The organism is Lentzea guizhouensis (assembly GCF_001701025.1).
GTDB lineage: Bacteria > Actinomycetota > Actinomycetes > Mycobacteriales > Pseudonocardiaceae > Lentzea > Lentzea guizhouensis.
On sequence record NZ_CP016793.1, the window covers coordinates 6,241,915 to 6,254,697 of the forward strand.

18 protein-coding genes are annotated in these 12,783 nt (G+C 70.0%); 15 read left to right on the forward strand and 3 right to left on the reverse strand.

The genetic code is table 11. The features are described 5' to 3' along the window. The first annotated feature begins 1 nt into the window (after position 1). Genes BBK82_RS30580 through BBK82_RS30635 form a run of 13 tightly spaced genes read left to right on the forward strand, consistent with a single transcriptional unit; the run spans position 2 to position 8,879 of the window. Positions 2-574 (forward strand): beta-ketoacyl synthase N-terminal-like domain-containing protein, encoded by a 573-nt coding sequence (locus BBK82_RS30580; RefSeq protein WP_065918084.1) that lies wholly within the window; start codon positions 2-4, stop codon positions 572-574. Next, positions 558-929 (forward strand): hypothetical protein, encoded by a 372-nt coding sequence (locus BBK82_RS30585; RefSeq protein WP_065918085.1) that lies wholly within the window; start codon positions 558-560, stop codon positions 927-929. The genes BBK82_RS30580 and BBK82_RS30585 overlap by 17 nt, the downstream gene beginning before the upstream one ends. Next, positions 929-1,612, forward strand: coding sequence for an SDR family oxidoreductase (locus BBK82_RS30590; RefSeq protein WP_218920374.1), 684 nt, complete (start codon positions 929-931; stop codon positions 1,610-1,612). Before BBK82_RS30585 ends, BBK82_RS30590 begins: the two co-directional genes overlap by 1 nt. Continuing rightward, positions 1,570-1,722 (forward strand): SDR family oxidoreductase, encoded by a 153-nt coding sequence (locus tag BBK82_RS55625; RefSeq protein WP_250637380.1) that lies wholly within the window; start codon positions 1,570-1,572, stop codon positions 1,720-1,722. The genes BBK82_RS30590 and BBK82_RS55625 overlap by 43 nt, the downstream gene beginning before the upstream one ends. Before the next feature lie 20 nt (positions 1,723-1,742). Further along, positions 1,743-2,792 carry a beta-ketoacyl synthase N-terminal-like domain-containing protein gene (locus tag BBK82_RS30595; protein ID WP_065918086.1) on the forward strand — a complete coding sequence of 350 codons (1,050 nt, stop codon included), beginning with the start codon at positions 1,743-1,745 and terminating at the stop codon, positions 2,790-2,792. Between the two features lie 25 nt (positions 2,793-2,817). Continuing rightward, on the forward strand, positions 2,818-4,485 hold the full coding sequence (accD, locus tag BBK82_RS30600) for an acetyl-CoA carboxylase, carboxyltransferase subunit beta (RefSeq protein ID WP_237047668.1): 1,668 nt from the start codon (positions 2,818-2,820) through the stop codon (positions 4,483-4,485). A gap of 36 nt (positions 4,486-4,521) precedes the next feature. Then, complete coding sequence (locus tag BBK82_RS30605; protein ID WP_065918087.1) at positions 4,522-4,959, forward strand: acetyl-CoA carboxylase biotin carboxyl carrier protein; 438 nt, start codon at positions 4,522-4,524, stop codon at positions 4,957-4,959. Between the two features lie 5 nt (positions 4,960-4,964). Further along, on the forward strand, positions 4,965-6,335 hold the full coding sequence (locus tag BBK82_RS30610; RefSeq protein ID WP_065918088.1) for an acetyl-CoA carboxylase biotin carboxylase subunit: 1,371 nt from the start codon (positions 4,965-4,967) through the stop codon (positions 6,333-6,335). Further along, positions 6,332-6,589: an acyl carrier protein gene (locus tag BBK82_RS30615; protein ID WP_065918089.1), complete on the forward strand. Its 258-nt coding sequence runs from the start codon at positions 6,332-6,334 to the stop codon at positions 6,587-6,589. Before BBK82_RS30610 ends, BBK82_RS30615 begins: the two co-directional genes overlap by 4 nt. After that, positions 6,586-6,945: an ApeI family dehydratase gene (locus BBK82_RS30620; RefSeq protein ID WP_065918090.1), complete on the forward strand. Its 360-nt coding sequence runs from the start codon at positions 6,586-6,588 to the stop codon at positions 6,943-6,945. Before BBK82_RS30615 ends, BBK82_RS30620 begins: the two co-directional genes overlap by 4 nt. Beyond that, a complete protein-coding gene (locus BBK82_RS30625) occupies positions 6,942-7,430 on the forward strand; it encodes a 3-hydroxyacyl-ACP dehydratase FabZ family protein (protein ID WP_065918091.1) in 489 nt (162 codons plus the stop codon). Before BBK82_RS30620 ends, BBK82_RS30625 begins: the two co-directional genes overlap by 4 nt. Further along, entirely contained in the window at positions 7,427-8,176 is a 750-nt protein-coding gene (fabG, locus tag BBK82_RS30630; protein ID WP_065918092.1) for a 3-oxoacyl-[acyl-carrier-protein] reductase, read from the forward strand. The genes BBK82_RS30625 and fabG overlap by 4 nt, the downstream gene beginning before the upstream one ends. A 10-nt stretch (positions 8,177-8,186) precedes the next feature. After that, positions 8,187-8,879, forward strand: a complete 693-nt coding sequence (locus tag BBK82_RS30635) for a 2-hydroxychromene-2-carboxylate isomerase (protein WP_065918093.1) — start codon at positions 8,187-8,189, stop codon at positions 8,877-8,879. 9 nt (positions 8,880-8,888) lie between these two features. On the opposite strand, the gene BBK82_RS30640 is transcribed toward BBK82_RS30635, so the two are convergent. The 3 genes from BBK82_RS30640 to BBK82_RS30650 all read right to left on the reverse strand — a co-directional run bounded on the left by BBK82_RS30640 (position 8,889) and on the right by BBK82_RS30650 (position 11,279). Further along, positions 8,889-9,737: a hypothetical protein gene (locus tag BBK82_RS30640; RefSeq protein WP_154697594.1), complete on the reverse strand. Its 849-nt coding sequence runs from the start codon at positions 9,735-9,737 to the stop codon at positions 8,889-8,891. Positions 9,738-9,742: 5 nt separating this feature from the next. Further along, complete coding sequence (locus BBK82_RS30645) at positions 9,743-10,615, reverse strand: helix-turn-helix transcriptional regulator (RefSeq protein ID WP_154697595.1); 873 nt, start codon at positions 10,613-10,615, stop codon at positions 9,743-9,745. Between the two features lie 70 nt (positions 10,616-10,685). Beyond that, a complete protein-coding gene (locus BBK82_RS30650; protein ID WP_065918096.1) occupies positions 10,686-11,279 on the reverse strand; it encodes a response regulator transcription factor in 594 nt (197 codons plus the stop codon). Positions 11,280-11,521: 242 nt separating this feature from the next. Between BBK82_RS30650 and BBK82_RS30655 the strand changes: the two genes are divergently transcribed. Both BBK82_RS30655 and BBK82_RS30660 read left to right on the forward strand, forming a co-directional pair. Further along, complete coding sequence (locus BBK82_RS30655) at positions 11,522-12,196, forward strand: PIG-L deacetylase family protein (protein WP_065918097.1); 675 nt, start codon at positions 11,522-11,524, stop codon at positions 12,194-12,196. A 2-nt stretch (positions 12,197-12,198) separates the two neighbouring features. Beyond that, a complete protein-coding gene (locus BBK82_RS30660; RefSeq protein ID WP_065918098.1) occupies positions 12,199-12,762 on the forward strand; it encodes a histidine phosphatase family protein in 564 nt (187 codons plus the stop codon). The last annotated feature ends 21 nt before the right edge of the window (positions 12,763-12,783 follow it).

Genomic DNA, 12,783 nt, shown 5'->3' on the forward strand with positions numbered 1-12,783 from the left:
GATGAACCTCCTCGTCACGGGCATCGGCGTGGTGTCACCGAGGGGACGCGACGCCGTCAAGGCCGCCGAGTCGGATCCGGTTCGCGCGTGGGACGGCTGGTTCGACCACCGCGAGGAGCTCGGGCGGCGCGGCTACAAGTACCTGCCGCCGCCCGCACACCACCTGCTCGCCGCGGCGAAGTCGGCGCTGGCCGACAGCGGAGCGAGCCTGGAGTCCGCCGAGGACATCGAGCGCGGTGTGGTCATCGGGACGAACAGCGCCGTGTCGCCGCTGCACGCCGACATGGACCGGACGGTCGTGCACGCGAGCTCGGACGACATCAGCCCGGCGTTCGCGCCGTTCTTCTCCATCAACCTGATCGGCAGCAGGCTCGCACCGGAGCACGGGCTCAAGGGCTTCAACGTGACGGTCACGAGCCCGCGGATCGCCGGACTCGAAGCGATCGAGATCGGCGCGCGAGCGGTCGCGCTCGGCCGGGCGCGGTGGCTGCTCGTCGGGGTCACCGAAGCGCCCGCCGGTCGACGCCCCCGACCGCGTGGAGGGGGCGCGGTGACTGGTGCTCGAGCCCGCTGACCAGGTGCGCGCGGGGCGGCCGCGCGTACGGGCGGTGCCGTGCGGACGTTCTTCGTCCCGCCCAACGCTCGACTCGGCGGCCGACCTGGCCGCGGCGGCGCTGGACTCACTCGGTGTGAGGCCAGGACACCCGGTTCGTCTCGACGACTCGCTGGTCGGTGCGGCCGTCGCGCGGGCGTTCGGCGCGGACGACGACAGCCGCCACGCCGGCGCGGGATGCCTGGAACCGCTGCTGCAGGTGGCGGGCGCGCTCGCGGCGGGAACGCCCGCCGTGGTCGTCACCGCGGCCCCCACCGGAAACGTGGCGGTGGCCGCCATCACCAGCGGAGCCGAGATCGAGGACGGGACTGTCTGATGTGGACATCTTTGCAGGGCACGTGGTGCCTGGTGCTCGGCGCGTCCAGCGGCATGGGGCTCGCCACGGCGCAGATGCTCGCCCGCGCCGGGGTGAACGTGGTCGGCGTGCACTTCGACATGGCGGAGGCAGCGGAGAAGGTCCAGGTGGCGGTGGAGGAGCTGCGCGCGGAAGGTGTGCAGGCGCATTACTTCAACGTCAACGCCGCCAGCACGCAGACGCGGGCAACGCTGATCCCGAAGATCCGGCAGCTGACGGGCGGTGCGGGTGTGCACGTGCTGCTGCACTCGCTCGCGTTCGGCACCCTGCTGCCGTTCGTGCGGTGGGCCGACGAACCGGTGATCAACCAGCGGCAGCTCGACATGACGCTCAACGTCATGGCGCACTCACTCGTGTACTGGACGCAGGACCTGCACGCGGCGGGGCTGCTCCCCGAGGGCGCCAAGGTCTTCGCGATGACCAGCGACGGCAACCGCCGCGTCACCCGGCACTACGGCGCGGTATCGGCTGCGAAGTCCGCGCTGGAGGCGCACGTCCGGCAGCTGGCGGTCGAGCTGGCGCCGTCCGGCGTCGCCGTGAACGCGATCCGCGCAGGGTCACCATCACGCCGTCGCTGGAGAAGATCCCCGACCGCGACGACCTGCTCGGCCGGGCGACCAAACGCAATCCTCACGGCAGGTTGACCCGGCCGGAGGACGTCGCCGAGGCGATCGTCCTGCTGTCCGGAGCACGAACCTCGTGGATCACCGGCAACGTGATCGGTGTCGACGGCGGCGAAACACTCACGGTCTGACCACGAAACGCGAGGATTCCATGAACGTCACCACCGCACGCCGGCCGGTCATCTCGGCCTGGTCGGCCGTGTCACCGTTCGGTCTGCGCGCCGCGGACTTCGTCGAGGGCGTGCGCAACGGGACCCCGACGTTCGCCCCGCTGGGAGAGAAGTGGCAGACGCCTGCCGAACAGGCGTGTCTCGTGCCGGACTTCGATATCCGCGAGGTGTTGGGCAAGAAGGGCACCCGCTCGATGGACCGGGTGACCGCACTCGCCGTCACGGCCGTGGACCGCCTGGTGCGCTACGGCAACGGCGACCGCATCGGCGGGGTCGGCGAGCACGCGGCGCTGGTGCTGGGCACCAACACCGGCAGCGCGCAGAGCATCATGGACTTCACCCGCGACTCGCTGGTGGGCGAGCACCCCTACTTCGTGGACCCGGCGCGGTTCCCGAACACGGTGATGAACTGCGCGGCCGGGCAGTGCGCGATCTGGCACGACCTGCGCGGGCCGAACACGACCATCGCGGCCGGCCGGCTGACAGGTCTGCTCGCGCTGCGGTACGCGTTGCGGCTGCAGCGCGCGGGCCACGCGGACACCGTCCTGTTCGGGGCCGCCGAGGAGTTCTCGACCGCGCGGTCGTGGCTGGACTGGCACGTGCGCGGCGACGCGGCCGGTCCGCTGGGCGAGGGGTGCGCGTTGCTGCTGCTCGAACCGGAGGAGCAGGCGGAGCGGCACGGGCGCACCGCGCTGGCGGAGGTGCTCGGGCTCAGTGTCGGTGTGCACCACGGAGATGCGACCCCGGTGCTCGCTCGGTGCGTGCGCCGGGTGCTCGAGGGCCTGAACGAGTCCGCAGTGGATGCTGCGCTGATCGGTGCCGAGAGCGACCGCGAGGCGTTGCCGGACGGTGTCGCCGATGTCGCCGATGTCGTCGCGGTGGGGGATCTGATCGGCGACACCGGCGCGGCGTCAGGGGCGTTCCAGCTCGTGGCCGCGCTCGGCCGCTTCGGTGGCGCCGGCAGGCACGTCCTGCTGACCTCCGCGGACCACGACGGCGCGGTCGGCGCCGCACTGCTGCAGCTGAGCTGACTGGAGCCTGGGGAGGACCATGACGATGAACGACAAGGGACGGGCGATACTCGCGCGGCTCACCGCGACACCGGACGGCACGTGGCTGTCGTGCGCGTCCTGCCGTTCCCAGCTGCACGGCGAGAAGCTGCGCCGCAGCCTGGGCGTCTGCGCGGTTTGCGGGTACCACTTCCGGTTGCCGGCGCGGGAACGGATCGAGTCCCTCGTCGACAAGGGATCGTTCGCCGAGCAACGAGCCGACGTCGAAGCGGCGGACCCACTCGGCTTCGTCGACCGCGAGCCGTATTCGCAGCGGCTGTCCCGTGCGCGGGAGTCCACGGGGCTCACGGACGCGGTGATCGCGGGTGTCGCGCGCACGGGCGGGCACCCCGTCGTGCTGGTGGTGCTGGACTTCGGGTTCATGGGCGGCAGCATGGGCGCGGTGGTCGGGGAGACCGTCACGACGGCGGCGGAGACCGCGTTGCGGACGCGGACGCCACTCGTCGTGGTGTCGTCATCGGGTGGTGCCCGCATGCAGGAAGGCGTGTTCTCGCTGCTGCAGATGGCGAAGACCTCGGCAGCGGTCGGCAGGCTGCGCGCCGCGGGCGTGCCGTTCGTGAGCGTGCTCGCCGACCCCGTGTACGGCGGTGTCGCGGCGTCGTTCGCGGCGCTCGGCGACATGATCATTGCTGAGAGCGGTGCGCGTGCCGGGTTCGCGGGGCCGAAGGTGATCGAGCAGACCATCCGGCAGCGACTGCCGGAAGACTTCCAGACCGCCGGTTTCCTGCTCGAACACGGCCACGTCGACATGGTGGTCGACCGCGCGGGGCTCGCCGCGACTGTGCGCGCGATCATCGCTTGGTGCTCGGGTGACGCGACCCCGCCGGTAGCCGCGGCACCCGCGACGGCCGTGCCCGTGCGGTGCGTCGACGCGTGGGAGGCGGTGCGTGCTGCCCGCGATCCCAAGCGGCCCAACGCGACCGACTACATCGGGCAGATCTTCACCGGGTTCGTCGAGTTGCACGGCGACCGGGCGGTGGAGGACGACCAGGCTGTCGTCGGCGGCATCGCGTGGCTGGACGACACTCCGGTCGTGGTGGTCGGGTCGTGCAAGGGCGAGGACACCCGTGAGAACGTCCGCCGCAACTTCGGAATGCCGCAGCCCTCCGGCTACCGCAAGGCGGCCAGGCTGTTCGAGCTCGCGCAACGCGCCGGGAAGCCGGTGATCACGTTCGTCGACACGCCCGGCGCGCATCCGGGGATCCGCGCCGAGGAAGGCAACCAGAGCGCCGCGATCGCCGAGCTGATCACGTTGTCCGCCGGCCTGCGGGTGCCGATCGTCACCGTGATCACGGGCGAGGGCGGCAGCGGCGGCGCGCTCGCGCTCGCGACGGGGGATCGCCTGCTGGTGCAGGAGAACGCGGTCTACTCGGTGATCAGCCCGGAGGGGTGCGCCACCATCCTCTTCGGTGACGCCGGCCGCGCACCGCAGGCCGCACGGGCGTTGCGGGTCGATGCCGCGGCGCTGCTGGGGCTCGGTGTCGCGGACGAGCTCGTTCCCGAACCGCCCGGCGGCGCACAGACCGACCCGGCTGCCGCGCGGCGGTCGCCAATGCCGTCCGCCGCTCGCTGGGAGACCTGGTGCGCTGCAGCCCGGACGAGCTCGTCGCCGCCCGCTATCGCCGGCTGCGGTCATGGGGGACCGCCGCGCTGAGCCGGCGCTCCGGCACGTCAGCACTGGAGGTGCTCAATGTCTGATCAGGAGGTCGAACGGCTGTGGGCCGGTGTCCGGGAGCTCGTCGACAGCATCAGGGGCACGACGGTCACCCGGCTGAAGGTCGAGTGGGGCGGGATCGCCGTGGAGATCGAGGCGGCGCAGCACGCGGCAGAGCCCTCGGTCGCGCTCACCCCGGCGTCGCGACCCGGGCAGCAAGATGAACACCCTGGTGGTCACCGCCATCAGGTGACCGCGCCGCTGGTCGGTGTCTTCTACCGCAGGCCCGCGCCGAACGAGAAGGCGTTCGTCGAGCCGGGTGACCACGTCCAGGTGGGACAGCAGGTCGCGATAGTCGAGGCGATGAAGATGATGAACGCCGTGCTCGCCGACCGGGCGGGCGCGGTCGGGGACATCCTCGTCGCTGACGGTGAGGTCGTGGAGTTCGGCCAGCCCCTGATCGAGATCGGCTGAGCGCGGTGTTCACGAAACTGCTCGTCTGCAACCGCGGCGAGATCGCCGTGCGGATCATCCGGACCTGCCGAGAGCTCGGCATCCGCACGGTCGTCGCGCACTCCACGGCGGACGCCGACAGCCTCGCGGTGCGGCTGGCCGACGAGGCCGTGTGCCTCGGGCCGGGCCCGGCCGCGCAGAGCTACCTGAGCGTGACCGCCGTGCTCTACGCCTGCGCCAAGACCGGCGCGGACGCCGTGCACCCCGGTTATGGCTTCCTCTCCGAGGACGTCGTGTTCGCGGAGAGCTGCGCCGCGGCCGGCATCACGTTCATCGGCCCGCCCGCGGCGCTCATCGGGCTGATGGGGGACAAGATCGCCGCACGGGCGGCGATGCGCGAGGCGGGCGTGCCGGTGCTGCCCGGCTCCGACGGGCCGGTGCGCCGGATGGAGGCGGCGTGGGAGGTCGCCGGCCGCATCGGCTTCCCGCTCGTGATCAAAGCCGCGGCCGGCGGTGGTGGGCGGGGGATCAGTGTCGTAACGCGCCAGGGGCTGCTCGAGGAGTCGTTCCACGCGACACAGGCGGCCGCGCGGGCGTTGTTCCACGACGACCGCGTGTACCTGGAGAAGTACGTCGCCGCGGCCAGGCACATCGAGGTGCAGATGCTCGCCGACGCGTACGGGACCGTCGTGCACCTCGGCGAACGGGACTGTTCCGTACAGCGGCGGCAGCAGAAGCTCGTCGAGGAGGCGCCGTCGCCTTTCCTGACCACGCAGGGGCGCGACGCGCTCTTCGCCGCGGCCGTCAGGGGCGCCCGCCGCACGTCGTTCGTCAACGCGGGCACCTTCGAGTTCCTCGTCGACGAGGACGGCAAGCCGTACTTCATCGAGATGAACACGCGGCTGCAGGTCGAGCACCCGGTGAGCGAGGAGCAGACCGGCGTCGACATCGTCGAGTGGATGATCCGGATCGCCGCGGGTGAGCCGCTTCCGTTCGCGCAGCAGGACGTGTCGCACTCCGGGCACTCGATCGAGGTGCGGATCAACGCCGAGGACTTCGCCCGTGACTGGGCGGGTTCGTCCGGCCGGATCTCGCGGCTCGACCTTCCCGGTGGTCCGGGTGTCCGCGTGGACACCCACGCCCACGCCGGATACTTCGTGCCGCCTTACTACGACTCGCTGCTGGCCAAGGTGATCGTGTCGGCTCCGACCCGGGACCGGGCGTTGCGCAGGCTCGACCGGGCGCTCGGCGAGTTTCGCTGCGACGGCGTGACCACCAACGTCGACTTCCATCGAAAACTCCTGCGCCACAACGATTTCACAGCGGGTACCTACCGGCTGGACGTGGTGGACGCGGTGCTCGCTGAGATGGCTCCACCGAGAGAGGAAAACACATGACCAGCGCTGTTCTGGGCAAGGACGAGCTGAGGGTGATCGTCGCGGACGTGCTCGACGTCGATGCGGACCTGGTCACCGACGACGCACACTTCGGTGACGACCTGGGGGCGGACTCGCTGCTCGCGTTGGAGGTGATGGTGATTCTCGAGAAGCGGTACGAGGTGAAGCTCGCCGAGTCGGAACTGATGGAACTGACTTCGCTGCAGAAGGTCTACGACCTGCTGCAGCAGAAGATCTCCGAGGCAGCGGCGTGATCACGCCGCTGAGCGGTGTGGTCGAGCTGCGGGGCCCCAGATCGGCGGTGTACCGGATCGAACCGCGGGAGCAGGTGATCGAGGGGCACTACCCCGGGTTCCCGATCTTCCCCGGTGTCTGCATCGTCGAATGCGTGCACCGCAGCGCGCTCACCGTGTCGCCGGTCGATCGCCCGATCCGGCTGGCCGCGGTCATCTCGACCCGGTTCGTCACCCCGGCGTTCCCGGGCGACGAGCTCGCAATCGACCTCGACTGGATCCGCGACGGTGACGGGTGGCGTTGCGTGGCGGAGGTCACCACGGAGCGGGGCCGGGCGGCGCTCGTACGACTGAGGTTCGAGGAGGGCACGTCATGACCAGACCGCTGGAGATCGGTACCGCCGGTATCCGGAAGAGGATCCCGCACCGCTACCCGATCATGCTCGTCGACCGGGTGACGGAGCTGGTGCCGGGTGAGCGCCTCACCGCGCTGAAGGCCGTCACCTGCAACGAGCCGTGGTACCGGGAGCTGCCCGAGTCTGCTGTGGACTTCGCGTATCCACAGGTCATGGTGATCGAGTCGTGGTGCCAGGCGGCCGGGTTGCTGGTCACGGAGCGAGAGCCGAACCCGAGCGCACCGGCGGGCACCGTGATGTTGTTCGGCGGGATGGCCGACATCCGGTTCCACCGCGAGGTGTTCCCGGGCGACGTGCTCGAGCACCGCGTCCGGCTGTTGCGCGCGGTGTCCGACGCCGCGATCTTCGAAGGGGAGTCGGTCGTCGCCGGTGAGACCGTCCTGGAGGTCGGGCGGGTCGCCGTCGCCACGAGGCCGGCGACCGAGCTGACGGGAGCGCCCGCGTGACAACGGGAACCAGGCCGGTCGCGTTGGTGACCGGCGGCACGAGGGGGATCGGCGCGGCCGTCGTGCGCCGGCTCGCCGAAGCCGGGCACGATGTCGCGATCTGCCATCGCGGCGGCGATCCGGACGCGGCGCTGCGGTTGGTGAAGGAGATCGAGGAACTCGGCGGCCAAGCGTTCGCCCGCGCGACCGACGTTTCGGACGGCGCGGGTGTCCGCGACCTGGTCGCCGAGGTCGAGGACCGCCTCGGCCCGGTGGAGGTGCTCGTCACCTCGGCGGGGATCGTGCGGGACAAGCCGTTGCTGCTGATGAGCGATGACGAGTGGCACGACGTGCTGGACATCAACCTCGACGGCACCTACCACGCGTGTCGCTCGGTCGTTTTCGGGATGATGAAACGCAAGTCGGGCCGCATCGTCACCCTCTCGTCCGTGGCGGGAGTGTTCGGCAACGCGACCCAGAGCAACTATTCGGCGTCGAAGGCCGGGATCATCGGCTTCAGCAAGGCGCTGGCGAAGGAGGTGGGCCGCTACGGCATCCGCGTCAACGTCGTGGCGCCGGGGTTCATCGACACCGACATGACGTCCGGACTGTCGGAGTCCGTGCGCCGGCAGGCGCTGAAGTCCGTTCCGCTGGGACGGTTCGGCAGGCCGGACGAGGTCGCGGACCTCGTGTCGTTCCTCGTGTCGGACCGGGCGGGGTACATCACCGGGTCGGTGTTCCACGTGGACGGCGGCATGATCATCTGATGGGGGATGGATGAAGAAGGATCGGTTGCGCTACTACTTCTCGTTCCGCAGCCCTTACTCGTGGCTGGCGCATCGGGAGCTGTTGCGGTCGCACGGGGATGTCGCCGCCGCGACGACGTGGATCCCGTTCTGGGAGCCGGACGAGCAGACCACCCGGATGCTGGGCGAGGCAGGCGGGCAGGTCGTGTACGCGGTGATGTCCAGGGAGAAGCACTTCTACGTGCTGCAGGACGTCCGGAGGCTGGCAGCCGCGCGCGGGTTGACGTTCCGCTGGCCGCACGACCCCGATCCGTGCTGGGAGGTGCCGCACCTGGCGTACCTCGTCGCGGAGTCCTGTGAGCTGGGCGCGGAGTTCGCCGAGGGCGTTCACCGGGCGCGTTGGGAGGAGGGCAGGGACATCTGCGACCGGGGGGTGATCGCGGACATCGCGTCCGGGCTCGGTCTCGATCCGACGCGGACCGCGAACGCCGCCGATGACCTCGCCGTACGGGAGCGGGGCGTCGCGGCGCTGCTGGCGGCACACGACGACCGGGTGTTCGGAGTGCCGTTCTTCGTGCGGGGCTTCGACCACTTCTGGGGACTCGACCGGCTCGCGACGTTCGCCGACACGGTCCGCGCGGCGCCGCCGAGCAAGCCGGGTGACGAAACGCCCGCGCCGCCGGCGGTCGTGACCGACGGCGGGCACGCGGGCGGGTGCGGGTGACCGCGGCGCTCAACGCTGATGCTGGTGGTGGGACGTCGTGGCAGCCAGCGCGACGCCCCACGCCGCGAAGTTCCCGTACACCAGGGGAAACACCCACCCGGTGACGAACCCCTGCGTGGCGGACGCCGGGTCGACGGCGGTCTTGATCACCCCGTAGACGCCGGACATGCCCGCGCTCAGCAGCAGGACCGCCCCGATCCAGCCGATCACGAGCAGCGGCCACCGCGGCAGCCGCTCACCCCCCGGCCACACCAGCGCGAGCGCGGTCGCTGCCCCGACCATCGCGGCGATCACGGTGCCCCAGCCGGCGAACAAGGCGCCCCACGGTCCCCCGAAGTAGCGGTTGAGCGCGTCAGCCTGCACGAAGCCGTGCGTCCCGCCCAGGGACCAGTAGGCCTTCAGCAGCAGATAGGGAAAGGCCAGCGCGCAGGCTGCGTAACCCCACCACGACCAGCGCCTGTCCGGGGTGGACGCTGCGCGGTGGCGCGAGGTCCGGCAGCCGAGGGTGCAGTGCAGCATCGTGGCGGCGGCGATGATGGCGAGTGCGCGCAACGCCGTGGTGGGGCCGTCCGATCGGGAGGGGACGATGTGCAGGGCGGCGAGCAGCTCGAAGACGACGCCTCCGCTCAGCGCCAGGGCGCCGAACGAGATCCACGACAGCACGAGCACGGGCACCACGGCCGGCCGCGGTGCCCGTCGTTGCGCGACCACAGCCGCGATGGCCGACAGCGCGGCCAGGCAGGCGAGCAGTCGCGGCACCGTCGTGGGTGGATATCCCTGATGTCCCGGCGGATCCGGCCACACGCCGAACACGACCAGCATGGCGGCACAGCAGGCGATCGTCAGCCAGGAGCTCACCCGGGTCACGGCGCGCATTGCCCTGGCGAGAGCAGACCCAGCGCGGCGGCGCGCATCCCGGCTTCGAACCGGGACGCCGCGTCCAGCTCCCGCATGATGTCCGCGACGTGTCTGCGATACGTGCGCACCGACATGCCGAGCTCGCGCGCCGCGACGTTGTCGGTGTGCCCTGCGCTGAGAGCGTTGAGAACACGACTGCCCATCTTGCCGAGGCTGCGGTCACTGAGCCGGACGTAGTCGTCGAGGCTCGCCGCGCCGGACCAGATGTTGAAGAAGAAGGTCTGCAACGCCAGCAGCACCCCCGACGTGCGCACGACGATCATCTTCGTGCCCGTTGAGCGGGAGCGCGTGCCGAGCAGCGCCGCGCCGCCGTCCGCGACGACCAGGTGCGGCACGAGGCACTTCGCCACTCGGACGTGCACACCCTTGTCCGCGACCTCCACCAACGTGTTGCGCATCGAGCCCGACAGGTGTTTCGGCGAGCACAGCATGTGCACACGGGTGCCGTTGCACGGTAAATCCGACACCGCGTCGATCAGCTCGTCCAACCCGTCGCCGGGCGGCGGCGCGACGCACCTCAGCACCAGGCGCGCCTTCGCCGCCAATCCCAGCATCGCCCGCCTGCGAGCTTCGAGCGACGGCAGGCGTTCGACGGCATCGCCGTTCCTGTGAGCCTGGTGGTTGTCCATCGCGAGCTTGATCAACGCGGACGCCTCGGCGAGTGTTGCCTCGATGTCATCGCGCTGCGGTCCGGCAGCTGTCAGATCCCACGCCCCTGTCGGCTCGACCGGGTCGCCGGAGACCCGGCCCATGCGTTCCGAGTCCGCGAACGTGAGGCCGACATCATCCGAACGTCGCTTGTCGTGTACGAAAGACACAGCTTCCCCCTGCTGCACTGCTCACATCGAACGTTGTTCGTTCAACTTCTGTCGAAGTCGAGTGGAATGATCAACGGCTGCGGCCGCGAAGTATTCCGGCGCGGACGAGTTCGGCTTTGTTGCCCAGATTGAGCTTTGTGCGAATACGTTTCACATACGTGTCCACGGTGTGCCTGCTGATGGCGAGTCTGTTGGCGACCTGCCCGTGAGTGAGCCCGTGCGCGATCAGGTTCAGCACCTGTCGCTCGCGTGCGGATAAAGGTGTGTCCGCCTGATCGGTGCGTTCGTCCGCGTGAAGTCCGCCCGGCCAGAACTGCCCGCCGCCGGCGACCCTGTCGATGGCTTCCACTATTCGCGACGCGCTGGCCCGCCGGTCCACCGCTCCCCGGGCTCCCGCTTCGTGGTACTGGCGGATCAAGTGCACGTCGGCGGCGTCGGCGAGCACGAGCACGGCGTTGGTGCCGCCGACAAGGGCGGACAGGGTGAGGTCGGTCAGCGTTTGGGGGTCGACGACGAGAACGTCGGCGGCCGCGGCCGCGGCAGCGTTCCACGTCGTGTGGGCCGCAACAACGTTGATGTCGTGCGCGGAAAGAATGGATGACAAGCCAGTGAGGTAGACAGGTGAACTGTCCACCAGATAAACCCGAACCACCGTCGCCCCCATGGCATCAGAATGTGCGAATGTCGCTGGTCGCAGCCGCGGAGTTGTCGCGGTGGCGGGGCCGGCTCCCCAGTCGGCCCAAGCGTGCAGATCGCAACTCCTGGCATCCTCCCCCCGGAGACGCCAGCGCAGGACCCACCGTAGCACAGGCTGATCTCGCAGGTTCTTATTTGTTGTCCGCCGACATTTTGTCCCTTTTTTTCGTGACATGACCGTGGAGGTGGATATCTCTAGGTTCAATCCATATGAGAGCGCTCGTGATCGCGGCTCATCCGGACGACGAGGTGCTGGGGGCGGGCGCGACGATCGCGGCGCTGACCGCGAGCGGCGCCGACGTGCGGGTGCTGATCCTCGCTGAGGGGGTGTCGCTGCGACACCGGGGCGTCACGCTCGAGAAGGCACGATCCATCTGCCGCGAGGCGTCCGAGATCCTCGGAGTCAGCGACGTTCACTTCGGTGGGCTCGCCGTCGACGGTGCACTGCCTGGCGACGGGCCTCAGCACGTCGTCGTGGACCTCGTCGGACAGGCTGTCCGGGCCTTCTCGCCGACCGTGGTCTACAGCCATCATCCCGGTGACATCCACACCGATCACCGCCTCATCGCGCATTCGGTCGTGTACGTGACCCGCCTGCTGGGGCGTGGGTCCGTCGAACAGGTGCTGCACTTCGAGGTCCCGTCGTCCACCGAACAACAGACCGGGCTCGTCGCCCCGTTCGAACCGAACGTCTTCCACAACGTGACCGGGTTCGTGGAGCTCAAGTGCCAGGCGTTGGAGAGGTACTGGTACGAGGTGTTCGAAGCTCCGCATCCCCGGTCGACGCACGGGGTGCGCACGTTGGCGGCCTATCGGGGGATGCAGGCCGGCGTCGCCGCGGCCGAGGCTTTCGTCCTCGGACGGCACCTGGTCTCCCTCACCTGACCGTGGACGTCATCCTGGTCCGGCACGGGCACGATGTGCGGTGCTCGCCGTTGCGCCCGTTGTCCGCCACCGGGTCGATGCAGGCTCGCGCGGCTGCGCTCTGGCTGGCTGAGCAGGAGCCGACCGAGCTGTGGTCCGGCACGCTCGCCCGTGCCGCCGGCACGGCTGCGGTGATTTCCCAGGTGGCCGGGCTCCCGGTGAGGGGCGACGCCCGGTTGAACGAGATCGTCAACGACGCTGCCGCTGTGCTTCCGCCTCCTCGGGAGAGAGCTGTCTGGCAGTTCGCTGAGGGGGCTGAGGACTGGTCCTCGTTCTGCGTTCGGGTCGCTGCGTTCCTCGGGGATCTTTGTGCCGGGGCCGAGGGGGCGCGGCGGGTTGTGGTGGTGACGCACAGCGGGGTGTTCGACGCTGTGCACGAGGTTCTTTGCGGGAGCTCCGGGCGGGTGGAGATGGACGTAGCGCACACCGGGGTCACCTGGTGGCGGTATCGGCCTGGAAGTCCTGCTGGGACTTGGTTGTTGAGGGTGCACAACTCCACGGCGCACCTGGCGGGCGCGGCCGGGTAGGTCGACGACGACGTGGACGCG